The following is a 20,903-nucleotide window of genomic DNA, read 5'->3' as shown; positions in this document are numbered from 1 at the left end:
TCGACTCATGACCGGAACAAGTCTATGAAAAAAGAATGGAATCAATATGATCCCGGTTCGTTGTATGACGAACTGATTGCTGCGCTGCATCAGCCGCGTGAGGCCAGTTACAAGCTGGTCGAGTACCTACGTCACCTTACCCCCGAACGTTTTCGCCAATGTGTGCAGGAATCCGAGGCTGTTATCCGTGAAATGGGTATAACCTTCACGGTTTATAGCGATGCGGGCAACATTGACCGAGCTTGGCCGTTCGACATTATTCCGCGCATTATCCCCGCGACGGAATGGGATCGCACCGAAATAGGGCTGAAGCAACGCATCCGCGCACTAAATATGTTCATTCAGGACATCTACAACGGCGGAAAAATCCTTAAAGACGGCGTAATGCCCGCTGACATCGTGCTGCAATCGAAAGGTTATCGCCAAGCGTGCATTGGCATGACTCCGCCGCACGGTGTTTGGGCAAATATTTGCGGTTCCGATTTGGTGCGTCACAGCGATGGCGTGTTGTACGTGTTGGAAGACAATTTGCGCGTACCTTCAGGTGTGGCTTACATGCTCGAAAACCGCAATATTACCAAGCGCGTCTTACCGGAAATTTTTAACACTCTGCCGATTCGCCCGGTGAGTAATTACCCTGCGCAATTGTACGAAATGCTCGCCTCATTACGCCCTGATCTGGACGACCCGACCATCGCGCTAATGACCCCCGGTATCTACAACTCGGCTTACTTTGAACACGCTTTCCTCGCGCAACAAGCGGGTTTGGTGTTGCTGGAAGGCGCGGATTTGGTGGTGGGCAACGACAATTATGTCTACATGAAAACCATCAAGGGCTTAGAGCGCGTTGACGTGATTTACCGCCGCATTGATGATGATTTCATCGACCCAGAAGTGTTCCGTGAAGATTCGATGCTTGGTGTTCCCGGTATTATGCGTGCATGGAAAGAGGGCAAGGTTGCCATCGCCAATGCACCGGGATGTGGCGTGGCAGATGATAAAGTCATCTATGCCTACGTACCGGACATGATTCGCTACTATCTTGGCGAAGAGCCGAGCTTGCCGAATGTGCCGACCTACGTGTGCCGTCGTGACGAAGACCGTGCTTACGTGCTGGAACACCTAGCAGAATTGGTGGTGAAACCCGCCAATGAATCCGGTGGTTACGGCATGTTGGTGGGGCCGCATTCCACGCCCGAAAAAGTCGAGGAATTCCGCAAGCTGATTCAGGAAGACCCTAACAATTACATTGCCCAGCCGACCTTGAGCTTGTCGGTCACGCCGACTTCGTGCGAAACCCCGAATCAAGAACGTATCAAGATTGCCCCGCGTCATGTGGATTTACGCCCGTTCATCCTCAGCGGTAAGGATATTTTTGTAACACCGGGCGGTTTGACCCGTGTGGCATTAGTGGAAGGTTCGTTGGTGGTGAATTCGTCGCAAGGTGGCGGCAGTAAAGACACTTGGATTGTGGGCGATGTGCAGGAAGGGGAGGAAGTCTGATGTTATCCCGTGTAGCTGAACGTGTTTACTGGATGGCGCGTTATTTGGAGCGTGCCGAAAAAACCGCCCGCCTAATCAACGTGCATACCTCATTGTTGATGGATTTGCCGGGGCGCATGGAAATCAACTGGTTTACCCTGATTCGCTTGTTCAATGCCGAAAAGGTCTTCAGCGAGCATTATCAATCAGGCAATGAAGCCAATATCATGCAATTCCTGATTGCGGATACTAACAATTCGTCGTCGCTGGCAACGTCCTTGGCGAACGTGCGTGAAAACGTGCGTACCTCGCTGGATGTGTTGCCGGAAGAAATCTGGGAACAAGCCAACCAGATTCATTTGCTGATGGCCAATAGTTTGCCGCGTATTTCTGATCGTTATTCCCGCCAGATTTTCTTGCGTGAAGTGATGAAACATTGCCAGTGCATCCGTGGTGCATTGGATAGTCACATGAGCCGCGACCACAGCTTCGATTTCATGCAAATCGGCAAGCATCTGGAACGCACCGACATGACCAGCCGGATTCTGGAAATGACATCCTTGCTGTTGTCGGATGATCGTAGCGATACGCTACGCAAGTACGACGGCATATTGTGGACAAACTTGTTGCAAGCCTTGAGTGCGCGGCAGATGTATTTGCAGCATATCCATTCACGGGTTGAAGGCGCGAGCGTGATGCGCTTTTTAATGAATGATACGGTGTTCCCCGGCTCGGTTAGCTATTCACTGGCTGCCATGAGTCGCCGGATGCGCTACTTGCCCGATCCTGAAATGCCGATGACGATGGCGTATCGGGTGCTGGAACATTCACAAGCGCAAGATGTTGGCGCGATTCCGGCAGAAAAGGTTCACACCTTGATGGACTATTTGCAGAGCGAGCTGGGTATGTTGCATACCGAGATTGCCAAGACATGGTTTTACCCGGATCACGCCGGACAACAGCAATCACAAGGGCTTTAAATGAGTATTCACGTCGCTTTAAACCATTACACCGGGTATAAATTTGACCGTCCGGTAAGTTTGTCGCCGCATGTGGTGCGGTTGCGTCCGGCGGTGCATTCGCGCACGCCAATTTTGGCGTATTCCTTGAAAATCAAGCCGGAACAGCATTACATCAACTGGCAGCAAGACCCGTTTGGTAACTGGTTGGGACGCTTGGTATTCCCGGAAAAAACGACGGAATTCAGCGTGGAAGTTGATGTGGTCGCCGATATGGTGCGCATCAACCCGTTCGATTTCTTTTTGGAAGAGTACGCGCAGAAATTCCCGTTCAAATACGATGAAACCCTGCAAAAAGAGCTGGTTCCGTATCTGGAAGTGATGGAAGACGGCGAGTTGCTTCAGGAATGGTTGAAAGGCGTAGATTTCAAACAGCCTAATACCGTGATGTTCCTCGTGGCGATTAATAGCCGTTTGCAGGGGGATATTGGTTACAACATCCGCCTTGAGCCGGGGGTACAAACCTGTCAGGAAACCCTGACCAAGAAAACCGGGTCGTGCCGCGATTCGGCGTGGTTGCTGGTGCAGATTTTGCGGCATTTGGGTTTGGCGGCGCGGTTCGTGTCGGGTTATTTGGTGCAATTGACCGCTGATGAAAAAGCCCTTGATGGCCCCAGTGGCCCTGAGGCGGATTTCACCGACTTGCACGCTTGGACGGAAGTTTATCTGCCGGGTGCAGGCTGGGTAGGGCTTGACCCGACTTCCGGTTTATTTGCTGGGGAAGGACATATTCCGTTGGCGTGTACGCCTTCGCCGGGTAGTGCCGCGCCGATTGATGGTTTCACCGATAAGTGCGAAGTCGAGTTCGATTTCCACAATAATGTGCGCCGGATTCTTGAAGACCCGCGTGTGACCAAGCCGTATTCGGATGAGCAATGGGCGGATGTGCTGGCGTTGGGTAATCAGGTCGAAGCCGACTTGGTGCGTGGCGATGTGCGCTTGACGATGGGTGGCGAACCGACGTTTGTTTCCATCGACGATATGGATGGAGCGGAGTGGAACACTGCTGCCTTGGGTGAACACAAACGCGAACGCGCGGGTGTGTTGTTCCGGCGGATGCAAAAAGTGTTTGCGCCGGGTAGCGTGCTGCAATTCGGGCAGGGTAAATGGTATCCGGGTGAACCGTTCCCGCGTTGGGCGTTGGGCTGTTTCTGGCGACCGGATGGCTTGCCAATTTGGAAAGACCCTAGCCTCGTGGCGGATGACCAAAAGGATTACGGCTTTACCGATGCCGATGCGAAACGCTTTATGGAAACCGCGTGTGCGCATTTGGGGTTAGATCACAAATACATTACGCCGGGTTACGAAGACCGCTTGTATTACTTGTGGAAGGAGGCCAGCCAGCCAGCCAATGTGGATTGGTTGACGTTGAATTTGCGTGATAGCCGCCACCGCAATGACTTGGTGCTGGCGTTGCAGCAAGGGCTGGATGTCGCTACGGGTTACGCGCTGCCGTTGCGTTGGGACAGCGTGGCATTGGCTTGGTCAAGTGCTAAGTGGGAATTCCGTCGCGAGGCGATGTATTTGATTCCCGGTAATTCACCGATGGGCTACCGTTTACCGCTGGATAGCTTGCCTTGGACTGCGGAAGATGAGCGCGAAGTCGAGGCGCAGCCTTGCCCGTTTGAAGACCGCCCACCGTTGTCGGATTTCCACGGTGAAGTCGAACAGCGTTATAGCGCGTATGTTGCCCCGCCTGAACCAACTTTGCAGCACGCCGATGCGACTAAGACGATGGTGAAGGAATGGCGTGAAGTACCGCGTACTACCTTGTGCGTGCAGGCGCGTGAAGGACGCTTGCATGTGTTCTTACCGCCGTTGCATTTCCTTGAGCATTATCTGGATTTGATCGCGACGCTGGAAAAGACCTCTGCTGAATTGAAGATGCCGATTTTGCTGGAAGGTTACGAGCCGCCGTCTGATCCGCGCATGAAGTCGTTCAAGGTCACACCTGATCCGGGCGTTATTGAGGTGAATATTCACCCGGCGAAGACGTGGGAAGAATTGGTTCACAATACCGAAGTGCTGTATGAAGAAGCGCGTTTGTCACGCTTGGGCGCGGAAAAATTCATGCTGGATGGGCGGCATACCGGCACAGGTGGCGGCAATCACGTTACCTTGGGCGCGGCTACGCCAAGCGACAGCCCGTTCTTACGCCAGCCGGATGTATTGCGCAGTTTGTTGACGTTTTGGCAGCATCATCCCGGACTTTCTTACCTGTTTTCTGGCATGTTTATTGGCCCGACCAGCCAAGCCCCACGGGTGGATGAGGCGCGGGATGAGAGTTTGTATGAGCTGGAAATCGCGTTCCAGCAAATGCCGCAGGGGCACAATGATCAGCCTTGGTTGGTTGACCGTTTGCTGCGTAACTTGCTGATTGATATTACCGGTAATACGCATCGTGCCGAGTTCTGTATCGACAAGCTGTATTCGCCGGATTCTTTCAGCGGTCGCCAAGGCTTGCTGGAATTCCGTGGCTTTGAAATGCCGCCTCATGCGCGGATGTCGCTGGTACAGATGTTGCTGATCCGTACCCTGATGGTGCGTTTCTGGAACACGCCGTATGCGCATCGTTTGGTGCGTTGGGGCACGGCGTTGCACGACCGTTTCATGTTGCCGCATTACGTGTGGGAAGACATGAAGGATGTGTGTAGCGATTTGCAGGCGGCGGGGTATCCGTTCCAGTTGGAGTGGCTCGCGCCGTTCCATGAGTTCCGTTTTCCGGTGTATGGGCGGGTGCAATACTGCGGTATTGAGCTGGAAATTCGTGCTGCGCTGGAGCCTTGGAATGTATTGGGCGAAGAGTTAAGCAGTGCAGGCACAGCGCGGTTCGTGGATTCGTCGCTGGAGCGGGTACAGGTGAAAATCAACGGCCTGACCGATTCGCGTTACGTGGTGTCCTGTAATGGGCGGCGCGTGCCGATGAAAGCAACCGGCGTAAAGGGTGAGTATGTCGCTGGAGTGCGGTTCCGTGCTTGGCAGCCGCCTTCCGCGTTGCATCCGACCATTGGGATTCACGCGCCGCTGGTGTTCGACATTATTGATACTTGGAACGGGCGTTCGGTAGGCGGTTGTAGTTACCATGTGTCGCATCCGGGCGGGCGTAACCCCGAAGTGTTCCCAGTGAATGCCTATGAAGCCGAAAGCCGCCGCTTCTCGCGTTTCCGTGAAGAACACACGCCGGGTGTAATTGAGCCGAAGTTCTTGTCGGAAGCGACGCGGGCGTTCTATGAGCACGGGGCGAAGCCGCAACCGATGAGTCCGCCGGTGGAAGAGGTGAATGCGGATTATCCGTATACGTTGGATTTGCGGCGATCATAAGAAGGAAATATTCTTGCCAAACGGGCATATGGTCATTCCATATGCCCGATAATCGAGTTAATCAATCTTTACTAAACGTGCATTTACATACATTCCAACGTAGAATCCCTGCCCCATAACTCTAGGGTCGGGCAGGAATCTTACGGATGCAAAACCTCTTCTTTGAACACCCCATTCTGAATTCACCCTATGCCTACCCTTCCCGCCACTGGGAACTGGATGACCAGGGGCAGCCCACCCAACAAATCCTCACACACCGTCGTCGTGCCGACTTCATTACCCCGATCCCCAAGCCCAAAAAGCGCAAGGATGCCGCGCTCCAGCAAGATTTACTGTTTGATATACCAGAGCTAGCAAGTCAGGGGCAAAAATACGACCCCACGTCGCTAATCAATGAATTGCGCAAGTATGTAGATGACTGGCGCAAACTTCCGCCCAAAGACTGGAAGGTGACACCGGAAACCGCTCGCTTGCTGCAACATTGGCGTTCCCACGAATTCAATAGCATCCGCCCGTTTTTCTGTCAGGTGGAAGCTGTCGAAACCGCTATCTGGCTGCTGGAAGTCGCCCCGTCTTCTGGCAACAAAGGCCGCTATTTTCTGGATCATCTGGAAGGTGCGAATCAGGAAGCCAACCCCGAACTGCTGCGGCTGGCGCTGAAACTGGCGACCGGGGCAGGCAAAACGACCGTGATGGCGATGCTGATCGCGTGGCAAACCATCAATGCGGTACGTTACCCCAACAGCAAACGTTTCACCCGTGGTTTCCTGATTGTCGCACCGGGTTTGACCATCCGTGACCGCTTGCAAGTGTTGCAACCCAATGACCCGTACAGCTATTACTAGAGCCGTGAACTGGTTCCCGGCGACATGTTGCCCGATCTGGAACGCGCCAAAATTGTCATTACCAACTATCACGCCTTCAAGCTGCGCGAACGCATGGAGCTTTCCAAAGGCGGGCGCTTGCTGCTTCAGGGGCGCAAGGGCGAGCCGCTCAACACACAGGAAACCGAAGGCCAGATGTTGCAGCGGGTCATGCCGGAACTGATGGGCATGAAAAACATCATGGTGCTGAATGACGAAGCGCACCATTGCTACCGCGAAAAACCGGGCGAAGATGACCTCAGTGCCTTGAAGGGTGAGGATAAAACCGAGGCACAGAAAAACAACGAAGCTGCCCGCCTGTGGATTTCCGGGCTGGAAGCGGTCAAGCGCAAGCTGGGTGTGCTGCGGGTGATGGACTTGTCCGCCACACCGTTTTTCCTGCGCGGTTCTGGTTATGCCGAAGGCACGCTGTTCCCGTGGACAATGAGCGACTTTTCGCTGATGGATGCGATTGAATGCGGCATTGTCAAACTGCCGCGCGTGCCGGTGTCGGACAATATCCCCGGCGGCGAAATGCCCAAGTTCCGCGATTTGTGGACGCATATCCGCACCCGGATGCCGAAAAAAGGCAGGGGCAAAGCCAATACCCTTGACCCGCTCAGCCTGCCAGTGGAATTGCAAACCGCACTCGAAGCCCTGTACGGGCATTACGAAAAAACCTTCCATTTGTGGCAAGAGAGTGGCATCACCGTCCCGCCCTGTTTCATTGTGGTGTGCAATAACACCTCCACTTCCAAGCTGGTGTATGACTTTATTTCCGGTTTCCAGCGTGACAATGATGACGGTTCCAGCAGTCTGGAAAACGGGCGGCTGGCACTGTTCAGGAACTACGACGCACATGGCAACCCGCTGCCACGTCCCAATACCCTGCTGATCGACAGCGAGCAACTCGAATCTGGTGATGCACTGGATACTAATTTCCGCAGCATGGCAGGCGATGAAATCGAACGTTTCCGCTACGACATGCGCGAGCGTGGCGACCACAAGGGCGCGGAAAACATCACCGATCAGGATTTGCTGCGCGAGGTCATGAACACGGTGGGCAAGCAAGGGCGGCTGGGTGAATCCATCCGCTGCGTGGTGTCGGTTTCGATGCTCACCGAGGGTTGGGATGCCAACACCGTCACGCATGTGCTGGGGGTTCGTGCTTTCGGCACGCAATTGTTGTGCGAACAGGTGATAGGCCGTGCCTTGCGCCGCCAGTCGTATGAGCTGAATGCGGATGGCCTGTTCAACGTGGAATATGCCGACGTGCTGGGCATTCCGTTTGATTTCACTGCCAAGCCGGTGGTGGTGAAACCGCAACCGCCGCGCCAAATCATCCACGTCAAGGCGATCAGCCCGGCACGCAACCCACTGGCTATCACCTTCCCACGGGTGGAAGGCTACCGGGTCGAATTGCCGGAAGAACGCCTCAGCGCCACCTTCAACGCAGATTCGCTGCTGGAACTGACCCCAGCACTGGTGGGGCCATCCATTACCCGCAATTCCGGCATTATTGGCGAAGCGGTGGATTTGAACCTCAAACATCTGGGCGACATGCGCCATTCCACCCTGTTGATGAACCTGACCAAACGGCTGCTGTACACCAAGTGGCGCGACCCCGGCGAAGAACCGAAACTGCATTTGTTCGGGCAACTCAAGCGCATCGCCAAGCAATGGCTGGATGGCTATCTGGTGTGCAAGGGCGGCACGTACCCGGCGCAACTGATGTATCAGGAACTGGCGGACATGGCTTGCGAGCGCATCACTGCCGGGATCACGCGGGCAATGGTCGGGGAACGCCCGGTCAAGGCCATGCTGGATGCTTACAACCCGACCGGCTCCACCGCGCACGTCAGTTTTCACACCGCCAAAACCGACCGCTGGGAAACCAGCCCGCAGCATTGCCACGTCAACTGGGCAATCCTCGACAGCGATTGGGAGGGCGAATTCTGCCGGGTGGTGGAAGCGCACCCGCGTGTCAAAGCCTATGTGAAGAACCACAATCTGGGACTGGAAGCGCCCTACCAATATGGCTCCACGCGGCGCACCTACATCCCCGATTTCATCGTACTGGTGGATGACGGGCAAGCCGACCCGCTGCACCTGATCGTCGAGATCAAGGGCTACCGGCGCGAAGATGCCAAGGAAAAGAAGGCGACGATGGAAAACTACTGGGTTCCGGGAGTCAACAACCTCAAGCGTTACGGGCGCTGGGCGTTTGCCGAATTTGGCGACGTGTGGGGAATGGAAGAAGATTTCGCGCAGAAGATAGCAACGGAATTCGACAAAATACTGGCTAAAGCAGCCATTCAAGGAACTGTTTGATGACAAATTTTTCTATGCCGTTAGGCAATAATAGCCTTGCTAGTAAAAGAAAACTTTACCATAATGTGAAGCACATCCGCCCCTTGGCAGTAAGTCCGCTCACCTATTCCGAGCGAGTACCGAACCCCTGGGGCTTTTTTATGTCTGGTGATATTTCCACTGCAATGGTGGAAAGATGAATAAAAGCCGTATCGCAATCCTCATCGACGGCGGTTTTTTCTTGAAACGCCTTGCCCATCTGGTTCCTGAACAAAAGCGGGATACACCGGAAAAAGTCGTGGCCTGCATCCGCAATATGTGCCGCAACCATATCCAGCGCCTGACCGGCACGGGCGATCCCAAAAATACAAATGGGCACAAAGGTGATCAGAAAAACTGGATACAACACGTGTACCGTATCTTTTTCTATGATGCCCATCCCTATGATGGCAAGGCACACCATCCGCTGGACAACCGCCAGATTGACTTCGGCAAATCAGAGGTTGCCCGCTTCAGGACAACACTGTTTGAGTTATTGCGCAAAGAACGCAAACTGGCTTTACGGCTTGGCAAAGTGTCACGGGATCATGACTGGATCATTAATCCTGCATTGACCAAGAAATTGCTGCGTACACGGCAACATCTGGATGTCTTACAAAGCATCGAACAAGCCAGACAGGAAAATGCCAACGGCGATGGCAGCATAACTCTGCACCTAAGTCCCAGTGATGCGGAGAATCTGGTCAAGTTATACGACTTCTGGCAAGCAATGGATAGCAAGTCTGTCACTCTGGGATTGCGGCAAAAGGGCGTTGATATGCGTATCGGGGTGGACATTGCGAGCATTACCCTGAAAAGGCAGGCAGATACCATCGTGCTGGTGGCAGGCGATAGCGATTTCGTGCCTGCTTCCAAACTTGCCCGTCGGGAGGGACTGGAGTTCATCCTTGATCCTATGTGGCAGCAGATCAATGACGACTTGTTCGAGCATATAGACGGATTGCAGTCTGGCCTGCCCAGACCTAATGACAAAACATCTGCTGCATCAGATTCCTGATTGGATATACATTCACATGGCACAACAACCTTCAGACAAAAAAACCGTTTCTGCCCTCAAGCACACCGAGGCCACGCGCAAGAATATCCCCACCGCTGAATACCAGTCGGTGATGCGTCAGGACGAGGCCAATCCGGTACGGGTGGCGTATGAGCGGCGAAACCGTGACCTTGATCCGCAATTGGTGTGGCGGGGCAAGGATGAGCAGGATTGGTCTGATCTGGTGGTGAATGCGCCGCCGTTGTACATTCAGGACAAGGTGCATCCCAAGGTGTTGATTGATGATTTGCTACGGCGTAGCGGGCAGGATGACAAGGCAGCGGAAAACCAGTTTGAGCTGTTTGCCGATTTCAATGGCGTGCCGAGTGAGGAAGCCCGCACCGAGTTCTACCAGCATGATGCCAACTGGACGAACCGCATGATTCTGGGTGACAGCTTGCAGGTGATGGCGTCACTGGCGGAACGTGAGGGCTTGCGCGGCAAGGTGCAGTGCATTTACCTTGATCCGCCGTATGGGATTAAATTCAACTCCAACTTCCAGTGGTCAACCACCAGCCGCGACGTGAAGGATGGCAACAAGGAACACATCACCCGCGAACCCGAACAGGTCAAAGCCTTCCGCGATACGTGGCGTGATGGCATCCACTCCTACCTCACCTACTTGCGTGACCGGCTCACCGTCGCCCGCGACTTGCTCACCGACTCCGGCTCTATCTTCGTCCAAATCGGCGACGAAAACGTCCACCGTGTCCGCGCCGTCCTCGACGAAGTTTTCGGCGATGAAAATTTTTGCGGACTTATTGGCTACAAAAAAACAACAGGAGCGGGTAGCCCAGCTATTGGAACAGACGTAATTGCTTCGGTAAAAGACTATATCGTTTGGTTCGCGAAAAATAAGGAAGCTGTCAAATATCGGCAGCTATATCTTGAAAAAGAGGCTGGTGGTGTAGGTGCTGCGTCTTACAATAGGATTCAAAGTCCTGATGGCTTTGAAGTTCGAGCCTTACGTACTTCAGAAAACTATGAACGTGATTACCGCTCTTCCGGCTGGCAACTTGTCTCATCTGATAATCTCACCTCTCAAACTGGTGTGGAAAGTACCCAGATTTCTGTTGCATTTCATGGACGTGAATTCAAACCAGCTAAAGGTGGATGGAAAACAAATGCTGTGGGCTTGGAACGTCTACGATGTGCATCACGTATTGCCATTGGCGGTTCAGCTCTTCGATATGTTCGACGGCTTGTAGACTTCCCTGTATCGCCAATCAACAATGATTGGAACGACACGAGCACCGGCAGTTTTACTGAAGAAAAGGTATATGTAGTACAGAGCGGGATTAAGGCAGTGCAGCGGTGCATGTTGATGGCTACTGATCCGGGGGATTTGGTGCTTGACCCGACGTGCGGCAGCGGCACAACCGCATACGTGGCGGAGCAATGGGGTCGCCGCTGGATCACGGTGGACACCTCACGGGTAGCACTGGCCTTGGCACGCGCCCGCATCATGGGCGCACGCTACCCCTATTACTTGCTCGCCGACAGCGTTGAAGGCCAGCAAAAAGAAGCCGACATCACCCGCACCATCCCCGCCACCAAACCCACTTACGGCAACATCCGCCAAGGCTTCGTCTACGAGCGCGTCCCCCACATCACCCTCAAAGCCATTGCCAACAACGCCGAAATCGACGTAATCTGGGAAAACCACCAAGCCAAACTCGAACCCCTGCGCCAACAACTCAACACCACCCTAAAGCAAGACTGGCAGGAATGGGAAATCCCCCGCGAAGCCGATGAGAAATGGTCAAAAGCCGCCAAACAACTGCACGCCGACTGGTGGCAACACCGCATCGCCCGTCAGCAGGAGATCGACGCCTCCATCGCAGCCAAAGCTGACTACGAATACCTCTACGACAAACCCTATGACGACAAAAGCAAAGTGCGCGTTGCCGGGCCATTCACCGTCGAAAGCCTTTCCCCCCACCGCGTCCTCGGCGTGGACGAAAACGACGAGCTGATGGATGGCGTCAAAGAATCCGCCAGTGGCTACACGGATGCCCGCGATTTCGCCCAGATTATCCTCGAAAACCTCAAAACCGCCGGAGTCCAGCAAGCGCACAAGGAAGACAAAATCAACTTCATCAGCTTGCACCCTTGGCCGGGCGACCTGATCTGCGCCGAAGGCCGCTACCTTGAAAGCGGCACTGACAGCAGTGAAGAACGCCGTGCCGCCATTTTCATCGGCCCCGAATTTGGCACAGTCTCGCGCCCCGATCTGGTACAAGCTGCCCGCGAAGCCGGTGACGCCGGATTCGACGTGCTGATTGCCTGTGCCTTCAACTACGACGCGCATTCCGCCGAATTCCACAAACTGGGGCGCATCCCGGTACTCAAAGCCCGCATGAACGCCGACCTGCACATGGCGGAAGACCTCAAAAACACCGGCAAAGGCAACCTGTTCGTCATCTTCGGCGAACCCGACATCGACATCCTCGACGCAGGCAGCAACCGTATCCAAGTCAAAGTCAACGGCGTGGACGTATTCAAACCCCAAACCGGCGAAGTCATCAGCGACAACGCCGACGGCATCGCCTGCTGGTTCATCGACACCGACTACAACGAAGAAAGTTTCTTCGTGCGCCACGCCTACTTCCTCGGCGCAAATGACCCGTACAAGGCACTCAAAACCACCCTCAAAGCCGAAATCAACGAAGAAGCATGGGCAACACTCAACAGCGACGTTTCCCGCCCGTTCAAAAAGCCGCAGTCAGGGCGGATTGCGGTGAAGGTGATCAACCATTTGGGGGATGAGGTGATGAAGGTGTTTAGGATGGTGTAAAGTAAAAAACTGAACTATTTTCAACCTTTCATAGGCTAACTGATGATTATTCATTAGTTTTTTAGATATGTTTATATCTTGATGTTCCACTCTTGGGCTTTAGGGAATAGATCTCAAAGGGTACAGTGGGCAATGATTCTCAAATTTTTAAAGAAGCATTTTTCTTTCAGTAAGGCAGAAAAGTAAGAAGACCCGATTCTACTAAAAGCTGTTTACTCCATAAGGATATTTACTGCTCAATGAAAATGACATTGACTTCATTGAAGAACCATCTGGTAAAGAATGGTCTTTAGCTGATGAGATCAATCTTTTCAAGTCAGAAAATGAAGCTGTAAATGTGAAGGCACAGCAATATCCGCGAAAAACGAATTAACTTTCCTTAGACTGCCTATTTTACGGCTTACCGCACATAGTAAAGATTCTGCTATTGCAACTTCGACAATGCAGAAAGATGTCATACACAATCGGACTTTTAGTCCAGAACAGGCAAGACTGGAAAGAATGGATCAAGGTGAATGCGGATTATCCGTATACGTTGGATTTGCGCAGAGGCTGAACTGGGATTTTTATCCTGCTTCCATCACCCAATCAGAGTCTGTCAAATAAACTGTGTAACACGTTTTTCATAGGGCGGAGAGCGGAACCCGCTCTTCACCGAACATAAGTAAAAAAGTCTGCAAAGCGGGTTTCCAGTGGTGAATGACCGACCACTTTTGCGAGGCTTCGCGTACCGCCAAATACAGGCTTTTGAGGGCTGAACTGTCATTGGGAAAGATGCGCCGGTTGCGGGTAAACTTGCGCAAACTCATGTTCAGGGATTCAATCGCATTGGTGGTGTAAATCACTTTGCGGATCTCCGGCTGGAACTGGAAAAACGGGATGACATTCGCCCAGTTACCGCGCCATAGACGCACGACTGCTTTGTATTTGTTACCCCATTCGGTGTCGAGGGCTTCCAGTTCGTGTTCGGCTTCTTCAGCAGTGCTGGACTGGTAAATGCGCTTGAGGGCAGCGACCACACCTTTGGTATCCTTGGCGGTGACGTAGCGCAAGCTGGCGCGAACCATGTGTACCATGCACAACTGGGTCAGCGTTTTGGGAAGACCGCGTTGACGGCTTCAGGCAAGCCGTTTAAGCCATCCATGCACGCCACGTAGATGTCTTGTACGCCCCGGTGGCGTAGTTCCGTCAAGACCGATAACCAGAACTTGGCACCTTCATTTTCTGCCAACCAGATGCCCAACACGTCCTTTTCACCGCGTAAGTTGACCGCCAATACCACATGGGCTGATTTATTGATGACCTGCTTATCTTGTTGAACTTTAACGACAATCCCATCGAGCCAGACAATCGGGTAGATATTATCCAGTGCTCGCGTCTGCCACGCTTTAGCTTCGCCCTGAACGGCTTCGGTTACTTCCGCGATCAGCGTATGCGAGATGTCCACCCCGTACAGGCGTTTGATCGTGTCTTCGATGTCGCGGGTGGTCATGCCTTTGGCGTACAGCGTCAGGATGTGTTCTTCCATCCCTGCTAACCGTATTTGGCGTTTTTGTATCAACTTCGGCTCAAAGCTGCCATCACGGTCACGCGGTGTCTCTACCTGCAACTCACCAAATTCGCCTTTGATGGTCTTGTTGCCTTTGCCGTTACGGGTATTGCTGCGCCGTTGCCCGGCTTCGCTACGCTCACCCTTGTCGTAGTTTAGGTGCACATCCAATTCGGCTTCCAAGCTGCGGTTGATCATCCGCTGCAAGAGCTGGCTGTAAAGGTTTTTGACATCAGCAGGCGTTTTGCAATCGCTGAGTAAGTCATCCATGAGTTTCGGGTCGAGGCGTTCCATGTTACTGCTCCTTCTTGGGATTCACGTTATATAGCAGTTACACAGTTCAGTTTACAGTCTCCCCAATCATCCACACTCTTCAGCTCACTGCTGAAATTGATACCGACCAACACCTTCGGGCGTTGGTCGTCGCGGAATGCCCCTGCATAATCGCGGCTTTTAATCTGCTCCATCGCCACTTGCGCGGTTTTATCCAGCTTGAATTCGAGAATGTAGATATGCGTGGCAGTCTTTACCACACAATCGACTCGCCCATTATTCTCGTTCACCTCTGCCTCGGCGTATTGCCCCAAATAAAAGAATGTCAGGTAAATCAAGCTGTGGTAGTACGCTTCACGGTCTTTAATGAAAATCTGGTAAGGGATTTTCTTGAACATGGTTTTAATGACCTCAATCAGTGCTGGCATGTCGTTATCGTCGAAGGCATCACTGAGTTGCACTACCATCGGCGTGGTATAGGCTGGCTCGACATGCGCCCATTCTGCCATCAGGAAAATCAGCATGGCATTGCGCACTTCGCGGTTGGGGTAATCCAACCAATACATGCCGCGCTTGTCTTTGCTTTGCAGGGTCAAATAGCCAGTCTGGAACATCACCGGAATCAGTTGCAAGGTCTCCAGATCGTAGTTTCCAAGCATTAATTCATCGACTTTGAATTTATCGAGTCGATAAACTTTATCGCGGTGCATCAGTTTAGGGAGAAACGTGGGTGTACCGGATTCAAACCAGAAATTACGGAAATCCCCGTTAGCAAACAGGTTCAGCACCGAAAAAGGGTTGTAGAGCGAGGTTTGTAAATCCCACGTATAGCCGTTGTACCAATACCGAATTTTTTCCAGTAATTCGGCACGACTGAGTTGGCAGTATTGTTCCAATTCGGGCATATACGGTGCGAAATAATGCTCTAACTCTTGCTGGGTGTAGCCCGTCAAGGTAGCAAAACGGCGGTGCATGGTTAAATCCGCCAGATTATTCAGGTCAGAAAAAATCGACACGCGGCTGAACTTTGACACACCCGTAATCAGCAAAAATTCCAGATGCGGGTCGCTGTCTTTGAGTACCGAATAGAAGGTTTTCATCACCTGTTGGTTGGTTTTTGCCAGCGGAATATCGTCGAGGTAGTCAATCAACGGCTTGTCGTATTCGTCGATGAGCAGAACGACCTTACCATGTTTGGCAGCGAGCTTTTCCAGCAATTCGGCGAAGATGCGGGCAATACCACCGCTATTATCCGAATGGATGCCGTAATTGTTGGCAATGCTTTGTAATTGCAAGCGGATAGCTGCATCCAATCCCAAGTCGCGGTAGCCCATGCTGGCAAACGATAGGTGGATGACCGGATGTACCTTAGCCCAATCCCACCGATCCGCAACCCACAAGCCGTCGAACAGGGCGCGATTGCCTTGGTAAATTTCCTTGATGGTGGAGAGCAGCAGGGATTTACCGAAACGACGTGGGCGCGACAGGAAGAAATATTTTCCCATCGTGATTAATTGGTGGATAGCTTCTGTTTTGTCCACATACAGGCAATCACGGCTGCGAAGCTCAGAAAAGGTTTGGATACCGACGGGTAGGCGTTGCAACATGGCGATGCTCTGTTTTCAGTGGCGATGAGATTAGGATAGCATTTTCTGGAGTAAGCCCCCAACTTGCTGATGTCAACCCGGAGCGGGGCGGGCTTGATGCCTGCCTCGCTTGCGCTTATAGTCAGAGTACCTAAATTACTAGAGAGCGCGTCTATGACTGCGATCACTATTCAAATACCCGATTCCGTTTTACCCGTGTTACACCTAGACCCCGCAGGATTTGTGCAGGAAATGCGCCTTGCCGCTGCCATCAAGTGGTATGAATTACGGCGCGTGTCGCAGGAAAAGGCAGCAGAAATCGCCGGAATCAGCCGTGCTGATTTCATCACTGCATTGTCGTTGGCGAAGGTTTCACCTTTCCAGCTAACAGAGGATGAGGTGCGCGAGGAATTGCATGACCTCTACTAAACGTGTCGTCATCAACGCTTCACCGCTGATTACCTTGTGCCGTAGCCAGTTGCATGTCCTGCTGCCGCAATTGTTTGATGCGGTGTATGTGCCAGATGCGGTATGGCAGGAAGTCGTTAATGGTGGCAAGGATGATGCGGCTGCCCGTATTGTCCCTACTTTGGATTGGTTGCAACGTTTGCCACCTGTCGAGGTTGCGCTGGACATCCAACGCTGGAATTTGGGAGCGGGTGAGTCGGCTGTTATGCACCATGCCCGTGAGTTGACAGCAGACCGTGCCATTCTGGATGATGCCGCTGCTCGTCGTTGTGCGCGTAGTATCAATGTTGCCATGACGGGAACGTGTGGCGTGATTGTGTTGGCGAAGCGGCGCGGATTACTACCTAAGGCAGAACCAGCATTTCGGCAATTACAGGCGGCTGGGTTGTGGTTGTCAGAGGAGTTAATTGCCTCATTGTTACAAGAGGCAGGCGAAGCTTCTAGCTGATGCTACTCAACTGCCGATCATGCCACAGCCCCAACACCACCAGCGCAACCACCGCACCCAGCAACGCCAGTGCCATATCGGATTGCGTATCCCACACATAACCTTGCGTGCCTAAAAACGCTTCAGCCGATTCGCCCGACAATTCAGCGACTGCCCATTCAATCAGTTCGTAGAGCGCACTGAACGCGAGGCAAAAGCTGACGATGAAAAAGTTCATCCAGCCGCGCCCGTTGACGATGGCTTTACGGATGAGGATTTCGCGGGCAATCATCGCAGGCACGAAACCTTGCACAAAATGCCCCACTTTGTCGTAGTTGTTGCGCTCAAAACTGAACCATTCTTTGAACCAGTCAAACAGCGGCACTTCGGCGTAGGTGTAGTGCCCGCCAACCATTAAAATCACGCAATGTAATAGGATGAGCGCGTAGATCAGCGGTGTGAGCGGGAATGATTTCGCGGTTAATGCCAGCACCACGATCCCGATTAACGCGGGGGCGACTTCCAAAAACCAAGTGAAATAATCTTTCGGATTGATGCCAGACCACACTAAGGTGGCGGCAAAAATCCCAATCCACAGTACTTTAAACGGTGTCATACGCTTGCCAAATTACCTTTAGTTTCGAGCCATTGTTTGCGGTCGCCAGCGCGTTTTTTTGCCAGTAACATATCCATCATCAGATCGGCTGCGTCGGTGTCGTCGAGGCTGAGCTTCACCAAGCGGCGGGTGTCGGGGGAAATGGTGGTTTCGCGCAATTGCAGCGGGTTCATTTCGCCCAAGCCTTTAAAGCGGGTGACGGCGACCGTGCCGCGTTTCTTTTCGGCGGCGATAATGTCGAGCCGCGCCTGCTTTTCAGCTTCGTCCAGCGCGTAATAGACTTCCTTGCCAATGTCGATGCGGTACAGCGGTGGCATTGCCACAAACACATGACCAGCTTGAACTAAGGGTCGGAAGTGTTTGACAAATAAGGCACAAAGCAGCGTGGCAATGTGCGCCCCGTCCGAATCCGCGTCGGCGAGAATGCACACTTTGCCGTAGCGCAATTGGCTCAAATCGACATTACCCGGTTCTACGCCGATGGCTACGGAAATGTCGTGTACCTCTTGCGAACCCAGCACTTGTTCGGAATCCACTTCCCACGTATTCAGGATTTTACCGCGCAACGGCATGATGGCTTGGAATTCACGGTCACGCGCTTGCTTGGCGGAACCGCCTGCGGAATCGCCTTCCACCAGAAATAATTCGGTGCGGGTGGTGTCTTGCGAGGAACAATCCGCGAGTTTACCGGGGAGGGCAGGGCCTGCGGTGACGCGCTTGCGGATGACTTTTTTGCTGGCTTTCTGGCGTTTGGTAGCGTTATTGATCGCTAATTGCGCGAGTTGTTCGCCGATCACGGTGTTGTTGTTGAGGTAGAGGCTGAACGCGTCTTTGATTGCGCCGCTGATGAAACTCGCGGCTTCGCGGGAGGATAGGCGTTCTTTGGTTTGCCCGGCGAATTGCGGGTCTTGCATTTTGAACGACAGCACGAAGGCGATATTTTCCCACACGTCATCGGGGGTGAGTTTCATGCCGCGTGGCAACAGGTTGCGGAATTCGCAGTATTCACGCAACGCATCGGTGACACCCGTGCGCAAGCCGTTGACGTGTGTGCCGCCTTGCACGGTCGGAATCAAGTTCACGTAGCTTTCTTGGATGGCTGTGCCGCCTTCGGGCAACCACAGCAATGCCCAATCGAGCGTTTCACGCGGCGCGGTGAGTGAGCCGGTGAACGGATCTTCGGGCAGGGTGATGAATTCGCTGATGGCTTCGTTGAGGTAATCGCGTAAACCGCTTTGGTAATACCATTCGGTCACTTCGGGTTCGGCGGTCGAAGCGTCGGTGAAACGGATGCGTAAGCCGGGGCAGAGTACCGCTTTTGCGCGTAAATTGTGCTTGAGGGCTTTAACGCCGAATTTTACGGTGTCGAAGTATTTGCCATCCGGCCAGAAATGCACGGTTGTGCCGGTTTCGCGCTTGCCTGCTTTGCCGATGACTTCGAGTTCGCTGGCTTTGTTACCGTCGGCAAAGGTCATGCGGTAAAGCTGGCTGTTGCGTTTGATGGTGACTTCGAGCTTGCGCGACAAAGCGTTGACGACGGATACGCCCACGCCGTGTAAGCCGCCGGAGAATTGGTAATTCTGGTCGGAAAACTTGCCACCTGCGTGCAGGGTGCAGAGGATGACTTCGATCCCCGGTTTGCCTTGTTCGGGGTGGATGTCGACCGGCATTCCGCGCCCGTTGTCGGTGACGGATACTGATCCGTCGGCGTGCAGGGTTACGTCGATTTGGTTGGCGTGTCCGGCGAGGGCTTCGTCTACGCTATTGTCGATGACTTCTTGCGCCAGATGGTTGGGGCGCGTGGTGTCGGTGTACATGCCGGGGCGTTTGCGCACGGGGTCGAGTCCGGTGAGGACTTCGATGGAAGAGGCGTTGTAAGTGTTGTTGGTCATTGGTTTTCTTAGTTTCTGTTAAGGTTTAACGTGAAATTAAACGCCGAGTTTATAGAGTACCAGCGAAAGTGTGGTTTGTTTGGGTTGCCTCACTCCGAACTATCCCCCCATCCCCAGCCCTTCCCCCGCAAGGGGGGCAGGGAGCAAGAGACAATGCGTTCCAGTCGTCAATGTCTGTCGTTGGCGCAAAAAGATTACCGACAATTTGTCCTTTTCCTGCAATACGTGTTGAGGGTCGGCGTTTGGTACTGCGTTGTAAGTGAGGTATGTGCATGAGAATCCCTGTTTACGTTTAGGCATCTTCTGCCGTGCTGTGGTATGCCTCGTAGATTTCTTTAACCGTTTTGCCGTTGAATGTCCAGTAGGGCGAAGGTTGTAGTGGGTAGTTATCCGCTAAACCTAGCACTTTGCGGGTGGCGGCGGTGAGTGAGCAGATAACGCCATTCAGGTTAACTTTACGTTCGTCCAGCACGGTAACTTGTGCTTGCCCGTCTTTGAAGACGAGGATTGAGCCAGCCGGAATGTTTAATTCTTGGAAATTCATGCGGGGGCGGCGGGCTTCTTTCAGATGCTGGGCTGATTGCTTGTCTACGGCTTCCACGTCGGCTTCGATTTGTTGCTCGAATTGGGTGGTGATGTCATCCACTTTCAGCAGTTTTAAAACGGCAATAACCCGCTCGGCTTCGATGCTGAAAAACTCGCGATTGGGGTTGGTGCGGTCACGTCCAAAAGCAAAGTGCAGTGCTTTTTCAACCTCGCTGGCATCTTTGACTTGGCAAGCAAACGCACAATCAAACGGCACGGGAACGCCTGTGCTGTAGAGTTGTTTCATGCGCTCGCTGACTTCCAACTGTGTGGTTTTACCGATTTTAACCAGTCCGGGCATCGCGGGATTGGTTAACACATAGACGATTTGGGAGGTATTATCAGCCATGGGTTGCTTCCTTGAGCACTTGCCAGTTTTTGTTTTCTACCCACACGAAGCGGCAACGTCCGTTGCTGCGCCTTGCCCACAGTTCACCGATTTGGCGTTTTTCTTTGTCGTGTTCGGCTATGTGTTTGCCTTTGTATTCGACGGCTAGTGTTATACCGACGGCTTGTTTGCCAATCCAATTGAGCGTGGGCAAGGGCTATTCCTTTGAGCGATACGGTTAGTGCGCGTCAACATAGCGGGTTAAGGCGCATCCGTAAAGTGTCGGCTGAA

15 protein-coding genes and 1 pseudogene are annotated in these 20,903 nt (G+C 53.0%); 10 read left to right on the top strand and 6 right to left on the bottom strand.

Annotated features, from left to right (window positions below):
• The first annotated feature begins 24 nt into the window (after positions 1-24).
• From J9260_RS10420 to J9260_RS10385, 8 genes are all read left to right on the top strand, one after another.
• Positions 25-1,503, top strand: coding sequence for a circularly permuted type 2 ATP-grasp protein (locus J9260_RS10420; RefSeq protein WP_210217721.1), 1,479 nt, complete (start codon positions 25-27; stop codon positions 1,501-1,503).
• A complete protein-coding gene (locus tag J9260_RS10415; RefSeq protein WP_210217720.1) occupies positions 1,503-2,462 on the top strand; it encodes an alpha-E domain-containing protein in 960 nt (319 codons plus the stop codon). The genes J9260_RS10420 and J9260_RS10415 overlap by 1 nt, the downstream gene beginning before the upstream one ends.
• The gene (locus J9260_RS10410; RefSeq protein WP_210217719.1) at positions 2,463-5,822 is read left to right on the top strand and encodes a transglutaminase family protein; all 3,360 of its coding nucleotides are present in this window, start codon (positions 2,463-2,465) and stop codon (positions 5,820-5,822) included.
• 146 nt (positions 5,823-5,968) lie between these two features.
• On the top strand, positions 5,969-6,667 hold the full coding sequence (locus J9260_RS10405; RefSeq protein ID WP_210217718.1) for a DEAD/DEAH box helicase family protein: 699 nt from the start codon (positions 5,969-5,971) through the stop codon (positions 6,665-6,667).
• 9 nt (positions 6,668-6,676) lie between these two features.
• On the top strand, positions 6,677-9,016 hold the full coding sequence (locus J9260_RS10400; protein WP_425520117.1) for a BPTD_3080 family restriction endonuclease: 2,340 nt from the start codon (positions 6,677-6,679) through the stop codon (positions 9,014-9,016).
• Positions 9,016-9,195 carry a hypothetical protein gene (locus tag J9260_RS10395; protein ID WP_210217716.1) on the top strand — a complete coding sequence of 60 codons (180 nt, stop codon included), beginning with the start codon at positions 9,016-9,018 and terminating at the stop codon, positions 9,193-9,195. The genes J9260_RS10400 and J9260_RS10395 overlap by 1 nt, the downstream gene beginning before the upstream one ends.
• Positions 9,192-10,052 (top strand): NYN domain-containing protein, encoded by an 861-nt coding sequence (locus J9260_RS10390; protein ID WP_210217715.1) that lies wholly within the window; start codon positions 9,192-9,194, stop codon positions 10,050-10,052. Before J9260_RS10395 ends, J9260_RS10390 begins: the two co-directional genes overlap by 4 nt.
• Before the next feature lie 16 nt (positions 10,053-10,068).
• A complete protein-coding gene (locus J9260_RS10385) occupies positions 10,069-12,888 on the top strand; it encodes a site-specific DNA-methyltransferase (protein ID WP_210217714.1) in 2,820 nt (939 codons plus the stop codon).
• Positions 12,889-13,511: 623 nt separating this feature from the next.
• Here J9260_RS10385 and J9260_RS10380 read toward each other — a convergent pair.
• Together J9260_RS10380 and J9260_RS10375 are read right to left on the bottom strand one after the other, a co-directional pair.
• A pseudogene (locus J9260_RS10380) lies at positions 13,512-14,731 on the bottom strand (IS256 family transposase).
• 26 nt (positions 14,732-14,757) lie between these two features.
• Positions 14,758-16,317 carry an ATP-binding protein gene (locus J9260_RS10375; RefSeq protein ID WP_210217713.1) on the bottom strand — a complete coding sequence of 520 codons (1,560 nt, stop codon included), beginning with the start codon at positions 16,315-16,317 and terminating at the stop codon, positions 14,758-14,760.
• Between the two features lie 153 nt (positions 16,318-16,470).
• Between J9260_RS10375 and J9260_RS10370 the strand changes: the two genes are divergently transcribed.
• Complete coding sequence (locus tag J9260_RS10370; RefSeq protein WP_210217712.1) at positions 16,471-16,725, top strand: UPF0175 family protein; 255 nt, start codon at positions 16,471-16,473, stop codon at positions 16,723-16,725.
• Entirely contained in the window at positions 16,712-17,212 is a 501-nt protein-coding gene (locus J9260_RS10365; protein ID WP_210217711.1) for a PIN domain-containing protein, read from the top strand. The genes J9260_RS10370 and J9260_RS10365 overlap by 14 nt, the downstream gene beginning before the upstream one ends.
• Here J9260_RS10365 and J9260_RS10360 read toward each other — a convergent pair.
• The 4 genes from J9260_RS10360 to J9260_RS10345 form a co-directional block, all read right to left on the bottom strand.
• Positions 17,205-17,807 (bottom strand): DUF2238 domain-containing protein, encoded by a 603-nt coding sequence (locus J9260_RS10360; RefSeq protein WP_210217710.1) that lies wholly within the window; start codon positions 17,805-17,807, stop codon positions 17,205-17,207. The genes J9260_RS10365 and J9260_RS10360 overlap by 8 nt on opposite strands.
• Positions 17,804-19,699, bottom strand: coding sequence for a DNA topoisomerase IV subunit B (parE, locus tag J9260_RS10355; RefSeq protein WP_210217709.1), 1,896 nt, complete (start codon positions 19,697-19,699; stop codon positions 17,804-17,806). Before parE ends, J9260_RS10360 begins: the two co-directional genes overlap by 4 nt.
• 292 nt (positions 19,700-19,991) lie before the next feature.
• Entirely contained in the window at positions 19,992-20,633 is a 642-nt protein-coding gene (locus J9260_RS10350; RefSeq protein ID WP_210217708.1) for a GIY-YIG nuclease family protein, read from the bottom strand.
• On the bottom strand, positions 20,626-20,826 hold the full coding sequence (locus J9260_RS10345) for a hypothetical protein (RefSeq protein ID WP_210217707.1): 201 nt from the start codon (positions 20,824-20,826) through the stop codon (positions 20,626-20,628). Before J9260_RS10345 ends, J9260_RS10350 begins: the two co-directional genes overlap by 8 nt.
• Positions 20,827-20,903 lie beyond the last annotated feature (77 nt).

The sequence above is a fragment of the Thiothrix unzii genome (assembly GCF_017901175.1).
GTDB lineage: Bacteria > Pseudomonadota > Gammaproteobacteria > Thiotrichales > Thiotrichaceae > Thiothrix > Thiothrix unzii.
This window is presented reverse-complemented; position numbering and strand designations above follow the sequence as displayed.

Coding starts and splice junctions, on each gene's coding strand:
- J9260_RS10420 (WP_210217721.1), top strand. CDS start 25: ATGAAAAAAGAATGGAATCAATATGATCCCGGTTCGTTGTATGACGAA.
- J9260_RS10415 (WP_210217720.1), top strand. CDS start 1,503: ATGTTATCCCGTGTAGCTGAACGTGTTTACTGGATGGCGCGTTATTTG.
- J9260_RS10410 (WP_210217719.1), top strand. CDS start 2,463: ATGAGTATTCACGTCGCTTTAAACCATTACACCGGGTATAAATTTGAC.
- J9260_RS10405 (WP_210217718.1), top strand. CDS start 5,969: ATGCAAAACCTCTTCTTTGAACACCCCATTCTGAATTCACCCTATGCC.
- J9260_RS10395 (WP_210217716.1), top strand. CDS start 9,016: ATGACAAATTTTTCTATGCCGTTAGGCAATAATAGCCTTGCTAGTAAA.
- J9260_RS10390 (WP_210217715.1), top strand. CDS start 9,192: ATGAATAAAAGCCGTATCGCAATCCTCATCGACGGCGGTTTTTTCTTG.
- J9260_RS10385 (WP_210217714.1), top strand. CDS start 10,069: ATGGCACAACAACCTTCAGACAAAAAAACCGTTTCTGCCCTCAAGCAC.
- J9260_RS10375 (WP_210217713.1), bottom strand. CDS start 16,317: ATGTTGCAACGCCTACCCGTCGGTATCCAAACCTTTTCTGAGCTTCGC.
- J9260_RS10370 (WP_210217712.1), top strand. CDS start 16,471: ATGACTGCGATCACTATTCAAATACCCGATTCCGTTTTACCCGTGTTA.
- J9260_RS10365 (WP_210217711.1), top strand. CDS start 16,712: ATGACCTCTACTAAACGTGTCGTCATCAACGCTTCACCGCTGATTACC.
- J9260_RS10360 (WP_210217710.1), bottom strand. CDS start 17,807: ATGACACCGTTTAAAGTACTGTGGATTGGGATTTTTGCCGCCACCTTA.
- parE (WP_210217709.1), bottom strand. CDS start 19,699: ATGACCAACAACACTTACAACGCCTCTTCCATCGAAGTCCTCACCGGA.
- J9260_RS10350 (WP_210217708.1), bottom strand. CDS start 20,633: ATGGCTGATAATACCTCCCAAATCGTCTATGTGTTAACCAATCCCGCG.